We start from the raw sequence: 16027 nt of genomic DNA on the forward strand, positions 1-16027 counted from the left end.
CCGGTCGGGTGCTCAGCGCCAGGTGAGGCGGAGGGCGGTGGCGACGTCCAGTGGCGAGCCGCCCGCCTGCGCGGCCAGGATCCCCGCCCCTTCCGGCGAGCGTGTGTAGACCGGCTCGCCGAGGCTGACCCAGCGGTTCCACGCCTTCGCGAACGCCTGAGCGTCCTTCCTGCGCTCGCCGAGGGCCTCGGGCACCGCGTGGTGGACCACCGCGTTCGGCTCGGGGCGGCCGGCCATGAGCGCCCGCCCCTGCCGGCGTCCCGGCTCGACCAAGTACCTGGGCACCAGGTAGCGCGGCCCGACGGGCGCGGTCAGCACCTCGTCCAGCGCGAGGCTGAAGCGCCGCGAGGCCGCCTCCGGCACACCGCGCAGCTCGATCCAGTAGGCGCCCGCGCCGTCCGGCTCCACGTGCACCGCCCGCGCGCCCTCGGGCACATGCCCCGCCGCGTGCAGGGCGTCGGCCACGGCGCAGGCGATCGCGGACAGGTCGAACTGCTCCGCCACCTCACGCAACGCCGCCTGTCCAGCGGTGCCGCGACGGGCACGCCGTACCAGAAGGAAGGAGGCGGCGGCGAGGGGCAGACCGCCGGGGACGGCCAGCGGAAGGCCGTCCACCGGCACGGCGGCGGGAACGGCGGCCAGCCAGGCGGCGACGCCGGCGACCCACCCGGCGGCGCCGGCCAGCAGGTGCGGGCGGCGGGCCAGGCGCGGGCGCGGGCTGATGCCGTGCTCGGCTGGCACCGCGCGCGGCGGCTCGGCACGGCTCACCGCCGGGCGGGCCGCGGCACGGGCGGGCTCGACGCGCAGGCTGTGCACCGGCAGGTCCTCGTACGGCGAGCCCACCCGCCACAACTCCCGCACCCGAGCCCGATCGGCCGCCCGCTCCAGCATCGACGCGTTGAACCGGTCGAAGCCGGACACCGGAGGCGGCACGTAAGGCGACAGCTCGGGATGCACGTGCGCGACTCCGGCGGCGATCGTCCCGGAGTCGGTCAGCCCGAAGTATCCATCGTGTTTGCGGACGAACCGCTCCCAGTCGGCCGACCCCTTGGGGTGCTCGGCGCTGACGCACACCACGGACCAGGTGTTGGCCACCTTCTCCGGCCACGCCGGGTCCGCGCGCAGCCCGCGCCCGCGCATCTGCACGACCGCGCCGGCCGTCGTGGCCTCGGTGAGGTCGACGACCGTGTTGACGCCCTTGGCGTCCCAGCCCTCGCCGAGCATCGCCCGGGTGCCGACCAGGACCGAGCAGCCGCCGGACTCCAGGAAGCGGGTGGCGAGGGCGACCCAGAGGCGGCTGTTCCAGGAGCCGGTCACCTCGACCACGCCCCGCGCGCCGGGTGGGATCGGGTCGAGGCGCGCCGTACCCGCGCAGAACTCGGCGAAGGCCGCGGCCGTCGCGGCGGGGGCGGCGACCGTGCGGCCGGTGACGAGCATGGGGTCCAGCCGGACGGTACGCGGGTCGGCGGCCAGCGTCTCCAGCACCAGCCTGGCCGACCCGGCCTGCTCGTCCAGCACGCCCGACAGGCGCGCGGGCAGCGTGGCGGTGGCCCGCTCGTGGTCGCACAGCACCAGCGCGCGCAGCCGCTCCCCCAGCGCGGCGTGCTCGGCGGCCAGGATCTCGGCCACCGCGCCCGTCTTGGCCTCGCTGCGCGCCACCACCCGGTCCACGGGAGTACGGCCGGCCCGCACGCCACGCGCGGTCAGCTGGTAGCCGATCGACGGCAGCGCCAGCCGGATCGCCTCGACGGCGGCCAGGTCCGCGGGCTCGCCACTACGCCGCAGGCAGCGGCGCACGTAGTCGTCGAGCAGGCAGACCCAGTCGGCGGCCGTCGGCCGGTGGCGGTGCTCCTCGCGAACGCGGGCGCCCTCCGGCGGCGGCAGCAGCCCGGCGTGGTGCAGGCGCAGCGCGGCCGCGGCCAGCGCGGGCTCACGGCGTTCGAGCCGCTGCCAGGTCAGCACGTCGTCGCCGCGGTGGACGAGGCGGGTGTCGAGCCACTCCAGGAAGCCCACGGTGGCGAAGCCGGGGTCGAGCAGGTCGGTGGTGAGCTCGGCGAAGCGCTCGGCCTCGGCGGCCAGCCACGCCTGCTCGTGCGCGGTCGGGCAGGTCAGCCACGCCAGCTCCGCGTACGGGGCCAGATGGCCCTCGCGGACCACGGCCGGGATCGAAGGACCGCGCACCACCGGCCCGAACAACTCCCCGACCAGCTCCGCCTGCGCCGGGGTGAGCCGGTCGGGCGGGGTGGCGGTCAGCCCGATCACGGTGGCCTCGGGCAGCTGCCGCAGGACCTCGGCCAGCAGCTCGCCCCAGGTGTCGAGCAGGTGGTGGCACTCGTCGAGCAGCAGCGTCACCCGGCCGAGCGCGGCCAGGCGCTCCACCAGCTCGCGGCCCGCCGGGCGCAGCCGGTCGAGGTGGGAGGTCCGGCTGCCGCCCTCCTCGTCGATCTCGGCGTCGGGGTCGAAGCTGGCCAGCGCCTGATAGGTCAGGACGGTGACGTCCTCGCCGAGCAGGCGCGAGGTGCCAGCGCCGGCCTTCTCGCCGAAGGCGCGCCATTCGGCCAGCCACTGGCCCTGGATGGCGGTGTTGGGGCCGAAGGCCACGATCGGGGCGCCCAGCCTTCTGGCCGCCTCCAGGCCCGTGAGCGTCTTGCCGGTGCCGGGTGGTAACACGACCCAGGCCCGGCGCCGTCCGGCCGCGAACGCCGCCTCCAGCTCGTCCAGGGCCTGTCGCTGGTGGCGGCGTAGCGGCTTGGGGGCGGCGAGATCGGCATATCTCATGCGGACCTCACGCTCGTGGCTACTCCTTGGGCTTGGCGTCGACGCCGGCTTCCTTGCGCTGCTCGGCCGTGATGGCGGTCGGGGCGGCGGTCAGCGGGTCGAAGCCGGAGGCCGTCTTGGGGAAGGCGATCACGTCGCGGATCGACTCGCCGCCGGCCAGCAGCATGCAGATGCGGTCCCAGCCGTAGGCGATGCCGCCGTGCGGGGGCGGGCCGTACTGGAAGGCGTCGAGCAGGAAGCCGAACTTGCTCTCGGCCTCCTCCTTGGAGATGCCGAGCACGTCGAAGACGCGCTGCTGCATCTCGGCGCGGTGGATACGGATCGAGCCGCCGCCGATCTCCATGCCGTTGCAGACCATGTCGTAGGCGTAGGCCAGGGCTTCGCCCGGCTTGTCCTGGAAGTCGGCCGCGTACTCCGGCTTGGGGCCGGTGAAGGGGTGGTGGACCGCGGTCCAGCCGCCCTCGCCGTCCTCCTCGAACATGGGGGCGTCGACGACCCAGAGGAAGGCCCACAGCGACTGGTCGACGAGGTCGCAGCGGCGGCCGATCTCCAGGCGGGCGGCGCCGAGCAGGTCGCGCGAGGAGTTGCGGGCTCCGGCGGCGAAGAAGATCGCGTCGCCGGGTGCAGCCTTGACGAAGGCGGCGAGCCCGTCCTGCTCCTGCTGGGACAGGTTCTTGGCCACCGGGCCGCCGAGCGTGCCGTCCTCCTGGACCAGCACGTACGCCAGGCCCCTGGCGCCGCGCGCCTTGGCCCAGTCCTGCCAGCCGTCGAGCTCCTTGCGGGTCTGGGAGGCGCCGCCGGGCATGACGACCGCGCCCACGTAGTCGGCCTGGAAGACGCGGAACGTGGTGTCCTTGAAGTACTCGGTGACGTCCACGAGCTCCTGGCCGAAGCGCAGGTCGGGCTTGTCGGAGCCGTAGCGGGCCATCGCGTCGGCGTAGGTCATCCTGGGCAGCGGGGTGGGGATCTCGTAGCCGAGGATCTCCTTCCACACGCGGCCGATCAGCGCCTCGCCGACGGCGATGACGTCCTCCTGGTCGACGAAGGACATCTCGATGTCGATCTGGGTGAACTCCGGCTGCCGGTCGGCGCGCAGGTCCTCGTCGCGGTAACACTTGGCCAGCTGGTAGTAGCGCTCGAGCCCGGCCACCTGCAGGAGCTGCTTGAACAGCTGGGGCGACTGCGGCAGCGCGTACCAGTTGCCCGGCTGCAGGCGCACCGGCACCAGGAAGTCGCGGGCGCCCTCGGGGGTGGAGCGGGTCAGCGTGGGCGTCTCGACGTAGACGAAGCCGAGCTCGTCCATGACCTGGTTGGCCAGGAAGGTGGCCTTGGAGCGCACCCGCATGGCGTTGCCGACCTGCTGGCGGCGGATGTCGAGGTAGCGGTACTTCAGCCGCGCCTCCTCCGACACACCCGTGTTGCCCTCGATGGGGAACGGCAGCGGCGCCGACTCGCTGAGCACCTCGACCCGGGTGGCGACGACCTCGATCTCGCCGGTGGGCAGCTCGGGGTTGGCGTTGCCCTCGGGCCGCACGCGTACCTCGCCGATCACCTTCACGCAGTACTCGGCGCGCAGGTCGTGGGCGTGGTCCTCCTCGCGGAAGACCACCTGGGCCGAGCCGGAGGCGTCACGCAGGTCGATGAAGACCACGCCGCCGTGGTCGCGGCGCCGGGCCACCCATCCTGCGAGCGTCACCTGCTGCCCGGCGTGCTCCTTGCGGAGCTCCCCGGCCTTATGCGTGCGGATCACTGCACTTTCCCCTTCAGAACGTCCACGACCTGGGCCAAGGGCACCTCGGTCTGCTCAGCGGTGGTCAGGTCTTTCAGTTGTACGGCTTGCGCCGCCAGGTCACGCTCGCCCAGGATCAGCGCGAAACGGGCGCCGGAGCGGTCCGCGCCCTTCATCGCACCCTTGAGTCCCTTGCCGCCGAACGACATGTCGGCGGCGACACCTGCCGCGCGCAGGTCGCCGAGGAGCTTGAACATGGTCCGGGCGGCCTCCTCACCCAGCGCCACACCGTACACCTCGCAGCGCGGCGGGGTGGCGAGCTCGATGCCCTCACGGCCGAGGGCGATGACGGTGCGGTCCAGGCCGAGCCCGAAGCCGATGCCGGGCAGCCGCGGCCCGCCGATGGCCTCGGACAGGCCGTCGTAGCGGCCGCCGCCGCCGATGCCGGACTGGGCGCCCAGCAGCGGGTGGTCGAACTCGAAGGTGGTGCGGGTGTAGTAGTCGAGGCCGCGCACCATCCTGGGGTCGTCCTGCCACGGGATGTCCAGGTCGGCCAGGTGCTGCTTGACGCGGTCGTGGTAGGCCTTGCAGTCGCCGCACAGGTGGTCGCCGATGAGCGGCGCGTCCTCGAGCTGCTCGCGCACCTCGGGCCGCCGGTCGTCGAGCACGCGCAGCGGGTTGATCTCGATCCGGGCCCGGGTGGCCTCGTCGAGGTCGAGGCCGCGCAGGAAGTCCTGCAGGCGGGTGCGGTAGAGGGGGCGGCACTCGGAGCAGCCCAGCGAGTTGAGCAGCAGGCGCACCTGGGTCAGGCCGAGCGCGGAATACCACTGCCAGGCCAGCGCGATGGTCTCGGCGTCGACGGCCGGGTCCTCGCTGCCGACGGCCTCCAGGTCGAGCTGGTAGAACTGCCGGTAGCGGCCCTCCTGGGGCGCCTCGGCGCGGAAGACCGGGCCACCGGTCCAGACCTTGACCGGGAGCTGTCCGCGGTGCAGGCCGTACTCCAGGACCGCGCGCAGCACGCCGGCGGTGAACTCCGGGCGCAGCGTGAGCGAGCGGCCGCCGCGGTCGGTGAAGGTGTACATCTCCTTGCTGACGACGTCGGTGGACTCGCCGACGCCGCGGGCGAACAGCTGGGTGTCCTCGAAGACCGCGGTCTCCAGGTAGGAGTAGCCGGCGCGCCTGGCGGTCTCGGCGAACGCCTGGCGGATGGCGTAGAACGTCGCGGCCTGCGGAGGAACGTATTCCTTGACGCCCTTTGGTGCTTGGAAGCTCATTAGATCCCTCGTGTGGGACCGGCGTGCGGCGCACCCTCGCCGGAGGCGAGGTCATCAGAGAAAGCCTTCAGGTAAGGATTGGTGGCGCGCTCGCGGCCGATCGTGGTCTGTGGTCCGTGGCCCGGCAGGACGATCGTCTCATCAGGCAGCGGCAGGCACTTGGCTGCCAGGCTGCGCAGGATCGTCGGATAGTCGCCGCCCGGCAGGTCGGTGCGGCCGATGGAGCCGGCGAACAGCAGGTCACCGGAGAACATGATCTCGTCCTCGGGCAGCCGGAAGCTCACCGACCCCCTGGTATGGCCGGGGGTGTGGTCCACGACGAGCTCCAGTCCGGCCAGCTTCAGCACGGCGCCGTCGGACAGCTCCTTCACGTCGTCCGGCTCGCTCAGCGTGATGCCGCCGAACAGCTGCGCCGAGGTGTCGGACCAGCCTTTGGCGGGATCGCTCAGCAGATCACGGTCGTCCGGGTGGATCCACGCGGGGATGTCACGCGCGCCGCACACCGGGGCCACGGACCAGACGTGGTCGAGGTGCCCGTGGGTCAGCACGACGGCGACCGGCTTCAGCCGGTGCTCGCGCAGCAACTCGTCTACGCCGTCCACGGCGTCCTGACCAGGGTCGACGATCACACATTCCTCGCCGGCGGCGGGCGCGACGACGTAACAGTTGGTCTGGAAGGCCCCTGCGGGGAACCCTGCGATGAGCATCTGCCTCAGCTGATCTCGTTGAAAAAGCCAATGGGAATGTAACCGAAGGGTACCGGTGCGGGTCGCCGGGCTGCGAACCATTGCCCTTTGGCCGATACGATTCGCCCACCTCAGTTGATTGACTATGGGAGGCAAAGCGGTGGCCACGGGGAAGGACCGGCAGAAGCAGCTGGCTCGTGAGCACTACGAGCGGCAGATGCAGCGCCGCATCGAGCGCGAGCAGCGTAACAAGCGCACTGCGATCATCGGCTCCAGCATAGGCGTCGTCGTAGTGGTCGGCGGCATCGTCGCCGCCGTGGCCCTGTTCAACGGGGAGCCCGGCACGGAGGCGGCGGCATCGCCCACGCCGGCGGCTTCGGACTCGGCCCAGCCGAGCACGTCGCCGAGTCAGGTCGCGGCGGCAGCGCCGTTCGACCCGAAGACCGGCAAGTGCGGCTATGTGGCCGACAAGAACGGGACCGTGAAGGATGTCGGCATGCCTCCGGCCAAGGCGAGCGTGAAGCCGGCGACCAAGACGCTGACGTTCGCCACGAACCAGGGCGACATCCAGGTGGAGCTGAACAACGCGAGCGCGCCGTGCACCGTCAACTCGCTGGAGTTCCTGGCGAAGAAGAACTACTACGACGGCAGCAAGTGCCACCGGCTGGGCAACGAGAAGTTCCCGATGCTGCAGTGCGGCGACCCGACGGCCAAGGCCGACGGCAAGAGCCAGACCGACGGCATGGGCGGCCCCGGCTACGTGATGGCCGAGGAGAACCTCAAGGGCGCCACGTACAAGCGCGGTGTGATGGCCATGGCCAAGACGAACGCGCCCGGGTCCACCGGAAGCCAGTTCTTCCTGGTATACGGCGACATCGGACTCACCCCGGATTACACGCCAGTCGGTACGATCACCAAGGGGCTCGACATTCTCGACAAGGTGAACAAGGCGGGCGTTATCACGCCGGGTCCGGACGGAACGGGAGCGCCCAAGGAAACCCTCCAACTCAAAGACGTGACAATCTCTGGCAAGAGCTGACGTAATACAACTAGGGACGGGTAGTCCCGAAGGGTCTGATGGAAAGTGCGGGAGGACACGGTGAGCACCGACCCGTGGGGCCGGGTAGACGACGACGGCACCGTCTACGTGCGTACGGCTGAGGGAGAGCGGGCCGTCGGCTCCTGGCAGGCCGGTGAACCCGAGGAAGCGCTGGCCTACTTCCATCGCAAGTACGACGAGCTGGCCGGGCAGGTGCAGCTGCTGGAGCAGCGGCTCAAGGGCACCGACCTGGCGCCGGCCCAGGCCGAGGCCAGCATCGTCAAGCTGCGCGAGGCCGTCGCGGACGCCCATGCCATCGGCGACCTGGCCGCGCTGACGGCGCGCCTCGACGGGCTGTCGGAGCTGGTCGCGCACCGCCGCGAGGAGGTCAAGGCCGCCCGCGAGCACGCGCGCGTCGAGGCCAAGGCGGTCAAGGAGCGCATCGTCGCCGAGGCCGAGCGCATCGCCGAGGAGACCACCCACTGGAAGTCCGGCGGCGAGCGGCTCCGCCAGCTCGTCGAGGAGTGGAAGGCCGCCGACCGCATCGACCGCGCCACCGAGGCGGGCCTGTGGAAGCGGCTGTCCGCCGCCCGCACGGCCTTCGCCAAGCGCCGCAAGACCTACTTCGCCGGGCTCGACGAGCAGCGCGAAGGCGTGCGCGCCGAGAAGGAGCGCATCGTCGACGAGGCCGAGGCGCTGGCGAAGTCCACCGACTGGGGCCCCACCGCCTCGGTCTACCGCGAGCTGATGCAGCGCTGGAAGGCGGCGGGACGCGCCTCCCGCGACGCCGAGGACGAGCTGTGGGCCCGCTTCAAGGCCGCGCAGGACGTGTTCTTCCAGGCCCGCTCCACCGTCTTCGCCGAGCGGGACGCGTCGCTGGCGGCCAACGCGGAGGCCAAGGAGGTGCTGCTCGTCGAGGCCGAGAAGATCCTCCCGGTCACCGACGCGCGGGCCGCCCGCGGCTCGCTGCGCGTGCTTCTGGAGCGCTGGGAGGCCGTCGGTCCCGTGCCGCGCGAGCAGCGCGACCGGCTCGAAGGCGGGCTGCGCAAGATCGACGAGGCCGTGCGCAAGGCCGAGGACGCGGAGTGGAAGCGCTCCAACCCCGAGGCCCGCGCCCGTGCCCAGAGCACCGTCGACCAGCTCCGCACCTCCATCGAGCAGCTGGAGAAGCGCCTGGCCAAGGCCGAGGCCGCGGGCCGGGCCAAGGACGTCAAGGAGGCCGAGGAGGCCCTGACGGCCCGCCGTTCCTGGCTGGAGGAGGCCGAGCGCACGCTCGCCGAGTTCAGCTGACCACCGCGACGACGAACGCCGGCCGGTTCCCACCGGCCGGCGCTTTTCGTGCGTCCGCCGAATTAACTTCCTAGCGAAGCGAATGTGATTTAGGCTCCAGACATCCGACCCCTTCTGGTGGAGGACTGATGCCTTCACGGCGCTCTGTTCTGCTTCTCGCTGCCGCCAGCATGATGCCCGGTACGGCACACGCCGATTCATCGGATGATCCCTGGCACCGAGTCCCTCACATTCTCCGCAGGATCCGACCACCGCGCTTCCCCGCCAGGAAGTGGGACATCACCGCCTTCGGCGCCGTCGGCGACGGCGTCACCGACTGCACCGCCGCCTTCCGTCAGGCCATCGCCGCGTGCTCCCGGGCGGGCGGCGGGCGCGTGCTCGTACCCCGGGGAAGGTTCCTGACCGGGGCCATCCACCTGCGCAGCGGCGTGGAGCTGCACGTCTCGGAGGGCGCCACGATCGCCTTCAGCACCGATCCGAACGCCTACCTGCCGGTGGTCTTCACCCGCTGGGAGGGCACCGAGTGCTACAACTACTCCCCCTTCGTCTACGCCCGAGGACAGCGCGACGTCGCCATCACCGGCAAGGGCACGCTGGACGGCCAGGCCCGCCAAGGCCCCTGGGAGAGCTGGTACGCCAACGGCGGCCCCCAGGGCGCCGACCAGCGCGCGCTGCGGAAGATGGGCGACGACGGCGTGCCGGTGGAGCAGCGGGTCTTCGGCGCCGGGCACTACTTACGCCCGGCGATGATCCAGTTCGTCGAGTGCGAGAACGTCCTGGTCTCGGAGGTGACGATCCTGGAACCGGCGATGTGGACGGTAAACCCGGTTCTTTCCCGAAATATCACCATCCGCCGGATCACTGTCGTCAGCACGCTCTACAACACCGACGGCTGCGACCCCGAGGCCTCCTCCTACGTGCACATCCACGACTGCCGCTTCAACACCAACGACGACTGCGTGGCCGTCAAGTCCGGCCGCGACGCCGACGGCCGGCGGGTCGGCGTGCCCAGCCGGAACATCGTCGTCCAGGACTGCCTGTTCTCCGGGCGCTGGGGCGGGATCACCGTCGGCAGCGAGATGTCCGGCGGCGTGCGCGACGTCTTCGCCGAGCGCTGCGTCATCAACTCCCCCGCCTTCCCCGGCAACTACCCGGTCAAGTACCCCGTCTACATCAAGGCCGGCAAGAAGCGCGGCGCGTACGTCGACGGCGTCCACGTGCGCGGCTTCACCGGCTCAGGGGTGGACCGGGAGATCATCTTCGTCAACATGAACTACGCGAGCACCGAGCCGGGCACCCTGCCGGTGTCCGTCCGGAACATCACCATGCGCGACACCCGCATCGACGGCGCCGACGCCGTGCTCAACCTCGTCGGCCTCGAAACCGACCACCTGACGGACGTACGCCTGGACAGGTGCCGGTTCACCGGGATCACCGGGCCCGACAAGATCGCCTTCACCGACGGCCTGCGGCTGCGCAAGGTCTTCGTCAACGGCGTCGAGGTCTGAGCGCGTGAGAAGGTGGCCGCCATGGACGCCTTCCACCGCAAGCTCCACCACATCGCCCCCGGCCTGCTGACGGCCGACACCGCGCAGACCGGGGGCATGCGCCGCCTGGCCGCCATCAGCGGCGCCTCCGTGGGCTCCAGCCGCCTGTGGATGGGGCAGACGCACGTCGCCCCGTCCACGGCCTCGGCCGACCACCACCACGGCGAGTCCGAGACCGCCATCTACGTCGTCAGCGGCACCCCGCGCTTCGTCTTCATCGACCCCGAGGGCGGCGAGGAGGTGCGCATCGAGGCCAAGGCCGGTGACTACGTCTACGTGCCGCCGTTCGTCCCGCACCGCGAGGAGAACCCCGACCCCACGCGGGAGGCCGTCGTGGTCATCGCCCGCAGCACCCAGGAGGCCATCGTCGTCAACCTCCCCGGCCTGCGCTAGCCCTGATCTTGCCATCCATGCGAACATGTGTTCGTGAGCGAAGCGACGATCCTCCACGCCGACCTCGACGCCTTCTACGCCTCCGTCGAGCAGCGTGACGACCCGCGCCTGCGCGGCCGTCCGGTCATCGTCGGCGGCGGCGTGGTCCTGGCGGCCAGCTACGAGGCCAAGGCCTGCGGGGTCCGCACCGCGATGAGCGGCGGCCAGGCCCGCCGCCTGTGCCCGCGCGCGATCGTGGTCGAGCCCCGCATGTCCGCCTACTCCGAGGCCAGCAAGGCCGTCTTCGACGTCTTCGAGCGCACCACGCCGCTGGTCGAGGGCCTGTCCATCGACGAGGCCTTCCTCGACGTCGGCGGCCTGCGCGAGATCTCCGGCCCGCCCGGCCGCATCGCCGCCAAGCTCCGCCGCGACGTACGCGAGCAGGTGGGCCTGCCCATCACCGTCGGGGTGGCCCGCACCAAGTTCCTGGCCAAGGTGGCCAGCGGCGTCGCCAAGCCCGACGGCCTGCTCGTCGTCCCGCCGGACGGAGAGCTCGACTTCCTCCACCCGCTGCCGGTCGAGCGGCTGTGGGGCGTCGGCCCGATCACCGCCCGCAAGCTCCACGCCCTGGGCATCACCACCGTGGGCGAGGTGGCCGCGCTGCAGGAGTCCACGCTGACCGCCCGCCTCGGCCCCGCCGCCGGACGCCACCTGCTCGCCCTCGCGCTCAACCGCGACCCGCGCCCCGTGCGAACGGGCCGCCGGAGGCGCTCCATCGGCGCCCAGCGCGCCCTGGGCCGCACCCGGCGTACCCGCCAGGAGCTCGACGCCATCACCATCGCCCTGATCGACCGCGTCTGCCGCCGCCTGCGCGCCGCCGGCCGCTGCGCCCGCACGGTGGTCCTGCGGCTGCGCTTCGAGGACTTCACCCGGGTGACCCGCTCCCACACCGTCCCACAGGCCACCGACGAGACCGCCGCCCTGCTGGCCACCGCCCGCCGCCTCCTGGCCGCCGCCGCGCCCCTGATCGACGAGCGCGGCATCACGCTGGTGGGCTTCGCGCTGACCAACCTCAGCGACTCCACCGCGCTGCAGCTCGCCCTCCCCTTCGACGAGCCGCGCGCCCTGGACACCACGGTCGACTCGCTCCGCCTGCGCTTCGGCTCCGCCGCCGTGACGCGCGCCGTCCTGCTCGGCCGCGACGACGGCCCCACCGTCCCCCTCCTGCCCGACTAGGAGGTACGGCCCCGCCCCCGTTGCCCTCCGCAGTGGCCCGAGCATCCCCGGCACGGCCCAGGACGACACAACGCCGCGTCGAGCTACAGGAGCGGCCAAAAGGCCCCGAGCACTGTTCCACGGGAAGGTGTGGGATCCGGCTTATCGGGCGGCGGGCCGTACCAGAAGAGGGGTCAGCTGCCGGCGCCGCTGACGCGGTAGACGTCGAAGACGCCCTGGATGCTGCGGACCGCCTTCAGCACGTGCCCCAGGTGCTTGGGGTCGCCCATCTCGAAGGTGAACTTGCTGATCGCCACCCGGTCCCGCGACGTGGTCACCGACGCGGACAGGATGTTGACGTGCTGGTCGGACAGGGTGCGGGTGACGTCGGACAGCAGCCGGGGGCGGTCGAGCGCCTCGACCTGGATGGCCACCAGGAAGACCGAGTCTTCACTTGGCGACCAGCTGACCTCGACGAGCCGGTCGGGCTGCTCCTTCAGCTGCTGGACGTTGGTGCAGTCGGCCCGGTGCACCGAGACGCCGTGGCCGCGGGTGACGAAGCCGACGATGTCGTCCCCCGGCACCGGCGTGCAGCATTTGGACAGGCGTACCCACACGTCGGCGTCGCCCGCCACGACCACACCGGCCCCACCGCCGCCGCGCGGGCGGCCCTTGAGGCGGGTGGGCAGCGAGGTCTCGGCGATGTCCTCCTCGGCGCTCTCGACGCCGCCGATGGAGGCCACGAGCTTCTGCACGACCGACTGGGCGGCGATGTGGCCCTCGCCGACGGCGGCGTAGAGGGCGGAGACGTCGGGGTAGCGCAGGTCGCGGGAGAGGGCCAGCAGCGCCTCGCCGGACATCAGGCGCTGCAGCGGCAGCCCCTGCTTGCGCATGGCCCGGCCGATGGCCTCCTTGCCGGCCTCGATCGCGGTCTCGCGGCGCTCCTTGGAGAACCACTGCCGGATCTTGTTGCGGGCCCGGCCGGACTTGACGAACTTCAGCCAGTCGCGCGACGGCCCGGCGTCGGGCGACTTGGAGGTGAAGATCTCGACGGTGTCGCCGTTGCCCAGCCGCGACTCCAGCGGCACGAGGCGGCCGTTGACGCGGGCGCCGATACATCGGTGGCCGACCTCGGTGTGGACGGCGTACGCGAAGTCGACCGGGGTCGCGCCCTCGGGCAGTGCCACGACCTGGCCGCGCGGGGTGAAGACGTAGACCTCGGAGACCGACAGGTCGAAGCGGAGCGACTCCAGGAACTCGCCCGGGTCGGAGGTCTCCTTCTGCCAGTCGAGGAGCTGGCGCAGCCACGCCATGTCGCTGCCCGGCTTGACCTTGCCCGGCGGGGCGGTGGCGCCGACCTCCTCCTTGTACTTCCAGTGGGCGGCCACGCCGTACTCGGCGCGATGGTGCATGGCGTGCGTGCGGATCTGCAGCTCCACCGGCTTGCCCTCGGGGCCGATCACCGTGGTGTGCAGCGACTGGTACATGTTGAACTTGGGCATCGCGATGTAGTCCTTGAACCGGCCGGGCACCGGGTTCCATCGCGCGTGGATCGTTCCGAGAGCCGCATAGCAGTCGCGCACGCTGTCGACGAGCACGCGGATGCCCACCAGGTCGTAGATGTCGTCGAAGGCGACGTCCCTGGCGATCATCTTCTGGTAGACGGAGTAGTAGTGCTTGGGCCGGCCCTTGACCACCGCGCGGATCTTGGCCTCGCGCAGGTCGCCCGAGACCTTCTCGATGACCTCCTGCAGGAACAGGTCGCGCCGCGGCGCCCGCTCCGACACCATGCGGGCGATCTCGTCGTAGCGCTTGGGGTAGAGCATCGCGAAGGCGAGGTCTTCCAGCTCCCACTTGATGGTGTTCATGCCCAGGCGGTGGGCGAGCGGCGCGAAGATCTCCAGCGTCTCGCGGGACTTCTGCTGCCGCTTGTGCTCGGGCAGATAGCGCATCGTGCGCATGTTGTGGAGGCGGTCGGCCAGCTTGATGATCAGCACGCGGATGTCGCGCGACATGGCCACGACCATCTTGCGCACGGTCTCGGCCTGCGCCGCGTCCCCGAACTTGACCTTGTCCAGCTTGGTGACGCCGTCGACCAGCGAGCCGATCGTGTCGCCGAAGTCGCCGCGCAGCTCCTCCAGGCCGTAGGCGGTGTCCTCGACGGTGTCGTGGAGGAGCGCTGCGCACAGGGTCTCGTCGTCGGTGCCGAGCTCGGCCAGGATCGTGGCCACGGCGAGCGGGTGCGTGATGTAGGGGTCGCCGCTCTTACGCTTCTGATCGCGGTGATGGTACGCGGCCACGTCGTAGGCACGCTCGATCAGGCGCAGGTCAGCCTTGGGATGGGTAGCCCTGACCGTCCGGAACAAGGGTTCCAGCACCGGGTTCATGGCCCCACCCCCAAACCGCCGCCGACGCGTCGAAGACTCGGTTACGTCGGGCACGACCACATCACGGGGCACACAGACTCCTTTACGTGTGAGTCCAGGCCCCCCAGTGTATCCAGGTGGCGAACTCAGACGGTCAGCAGGGCGCGTACCTCTACTCCCGGCAGGCGCGCACGCCCCTCGAGAAAGGCAAGCTCCATCAGTACGGCCACGCCCACGACGTCGGCCCCGGCACGCCGGACCAGCTCCACCGTGGCCGCGGCGGTGCCGCCCGTGGCCAGCACGTCGTCCACGATCAGCACCCGGTCACCCGGTGCGAAGGCGTCCCGGTGCACCTCGATGGTGGCCGAGCCGTACTCCAGATCGTAGGACTCTTCCAGGGTTTCGGCGGGCAGTTTGCCCTTCTTTCTGACTGGCACGAACCCGGCACGAGCTTTGTACGCCACCGGCGCCGCCAGAATGAAGCCCCGCGCCTCGATCCCGACGATCTTGTCAGCCTCGAACAGCCCGGCGATCTCGTCCACCATGGCCGCGAACCCGTCAGGGTCGCCCAGCAGCGGCGTGATGTCCTTGAACAGCACCCCCGGCTGGGGATAGTCCTGCACGTCCCTGATCAGGTCCAGGGTCCGCTCGTTCATGAAGTCTCCTCGTGTGGGACAAGCGAGGCCCCCGCCCCGTCGAAGCGGAGCGGGGGCCATGCCGGAAAATCGTCAGCCCTTGGCCGCGGCCGCCCTCTTGGCGCCCTTGCCGCCGCCGGTGGAGGCCAGTCTCCTGGCGATCGCCTGGTACTTCGGCTCGCGCTCCTTCAGCGTCACCAGCAGCGGTGTGGCGACGCACAGCGAGGAGTACGTGCCGACGACCATGCCGACGAACAGGGCCAGCGCCAGGTCCTTCAGCGTGCCGGCGCCGAGCAGCGTGGTGCCGATGAACAGGATCGCCGCCACCGGGAGGATGGCCACCAGTGAGGTGTTCAGCGATCTGATCAGCGTGTGGTTCAGCGCGTCGTTGGCCGCCTGGGTGTAGGTCTTCTTCGACGTGGTGCCCAGCTTGGCCGTGACTTCCTTGATCATGTCGAAGACGACGACCGCGTCGTACAGCGAATAACCGAGGATCGTCAGGAAGCCCAGCACGGTCGCCGGGGTGACCTCGAAGCCCGACCAGGCGTAGACGCCCGCGGTGATGACCAGGTCGTGCACCAGCGCCACGATGGCGGCCAGCGCCATCTTGGGCTCGAACGCCATGCTGAGATATAGGATGATCGCCAGCATGAAGACGCCTAGGCCGATCAGGGCCTTCTGCGACACCTCGCCGCCCCAGGAGGCGCCGATGGACTGGATGTCCACCTGCGAGACCGGGATCTTGTAGTCGGCGACGACGGCGTTCTGCACCTGGGTGACCTGGGCTTCCGACAGCGTCTCGGTGGTCACGCGCCACCGGTCGCCGGCCGTCTGCACGATCGCCTGGTGCACGCCCTCGTCGGTGAAGGTCGAGCGGACCTGCTCGATGTCGGCCGCGGGGGCCTTGAAGGAGAAGACCGACCCGCCCCTGAACTCAACGCCCAGGTTGAGGGGACTGCCCGTGTTCACCGCGCTGAAGATCAGGCCGGCGAGCGAGAACACCAGCAGAAGGCCCGACAGCGAATACCAGAGCTTCTGCTTGCCGACGAAGTCGACGTCGATCTCGCCGCGGTAGAGGCGACGCCCGAGTCCCATG

At 70.9% G+C, this 16027-nt stretch carries 12 protein-coding genes; 5 read left to right on the forward strand and 7 right to left on the reverse strand.

Translation table 11 applies throughout. The features are described 5' to 3' along the window. Positions 1 to 12: 12 nt before the first annotated feature. From HNR40_RS15730 to HNR40_RS15745, 4 genes are read right to left on the reverse strand one after another with little or no spacing between them, the layout of a single operon-like run. Positions 13 to 2778, reverse strand: a complete 2766-nt coding sequence (locus HNR40_RS15730) for a DEAD/DEAH box helicase family protein (protein WP_184961829.1) — start codon at positions 2776 to 2778, stop codon at positions 13 to 15. A 19-nt stretch (positions 2779 to 2797) separates the two neighbouring features. Beyond that, entirely contained in the window at positions 2798 to 4528 is a 1731-nt protein-coding gene (aspS, locus tag HNR40_RS15735; protein WP_184961831.1) for an aspartate--tRNA ligase, read from the reverse strand. Then, on the reverse strand, positions 4525 to 5781 hold the full coding sequence (gene hisS / locus HNR40_RS15740) for a histidine--tRNA ligase (protein ID WP_184961833.1): 1257 nt from the start codon (positions 5779 to 5781) through the stop codon (positions 4525 to 4527). The genes aspS and hisS overlap by 4 nt, the downstream gene beginning before the upstream one ends. Next, a complete protein-coding gene (locus HNR40_RS15745; protein ID WP_184961835.1) occupies positions 5781 to 6488 on the reverse strand; it encodes an MBL fold metallo-hydrolase in 708 nt (235 codons plus the stop codon). Before HNR40_RS15745 ends, hisS begins: the two co-directional genes overlap by 1 nt. Positions 6489 to 6627: 139 nt before the next feature. On the opposite strand from HNR40_RS15745, the gene HNR40_RS15750 reads away from it, so the two are divergent. The 5 genes from HNR40_RS15750 (at position 6628) to dinB (ending at position 11951) form a co-directional block, all read left to right on the forward strand. Beyond that, positions 6628 to 7506, forward strand: a complete 879-nt coding sequence (locus tag HNR40_RS15750) for a peptidylprolyl isomerase (RefSeq protein ID WP_312896371.1) — start codon at positions 6628 to 6630, stop codon at positions 7504 to 7506. 60 nt (positions 7507 to 7566) lie between these two features. After that, positions 7567 to 8796, forward strand: a complete 1230-nt coding sequence (locus tag HNR40_RS15755; RefSeq protein WP_184961839.1) for a DUF349 domain-containing protein — start codon at positions 7567 to 7569, stop codon at positions 8794 to 8796. Positions 8797 to 8924: 128 nt separating this feature from the next. Then, the gene (locus HNR40_RS15760; RefSeq protein WP_184961841.1) at positions 8925 to 10304 is read left to right on the forward strand and encodes a glycoside hydrolase family 28 protein; all 1380 of its coding nucleotides are present in this window, start codon (positions 8925 to 8927) and stop codon (positions 10302 to 10304) included. 21 nt (positions 10305 to 10325) lie between these two features. Then, positions 10326 to 10736, forward strand: coding sequence for a cupin domain-containing protein (locus HNR40_RS15765; RefSeq protein ID WP_184961843.1), 411 nt, complete (start codon positions 10326 to 10328; stop codon positions 10734 to 10736). A gap of 33 nt (positions 10737 to 10769) precedes the next feature. Next, complete coding sequence (gene dinB, locus HNR40_RS15770; RefSeq protein WP_221340453.1) at positions 10770 to 11951, forward strand: DNA polymerase IV; 1182 nt, start codon at positions 10770 to 10772, stop codon at positions 11949 to 11951. A gap of 173 nt (positions 11952 to 12124) precedes the next feature. On the opposite strand, the gene HNR40_RS15775 is transcribed toward dinB, so the two are convergent. The 3 genes from HNR40_RS15775 to secF all read right to left on the reverse strand — a co-directional run bounded on the left by HNR40_RS15775 (position 12125) and on the right by secF (position 16026). Continuing rightward, on the reverse strand, positions 12125 to 14317 hold the full coding sequence (locus tag HNR40_RS15775; protein WP_184961847.1) for a RelA/SpoT family protein: 2193 nt from the start codon (positions 14315 to 14317) through the stop codon (positions 12125 to 12127). Between the two features lie 125 nt (positions 14318 to 14442). Further along, positions 14443 to 14952, reverse strand: a complete 510-nt coding sequence (locus HNR40_RS15780; RefSeq protein ID WP_184961849.1) for an adenine phosphoribosyltransferase — start codon at positions 14950 to 14952, stop codon at positions 14443 to 14445. A gap of 72 nt (positions 14953 to 15024) precedes the next feature. After that, on the reverse strand, positions 15025 to 16026 hold the full coding sequence (gene secF / locus HNR40_RS15785) for a protein translocase subunit SecF (protein ID WP_184961851.1): 1002 nt from the start codon (positions 16024 to 16026) through the stop codon (positions 15025 to 15027). Position 16027: the final 1 nt, after the last annotated feature.

Origin of the sequence: Nonomuraea endophytica, from assembly GCF_014203235.1 — a bacterium.
GTDB classification, from domain to species: Bacteria; Actinomycetota; Actinomycetes; order Streptosporangiales; family Streptosporangiaceae; genus Nonomuraea; species Nonomuraea endophytica.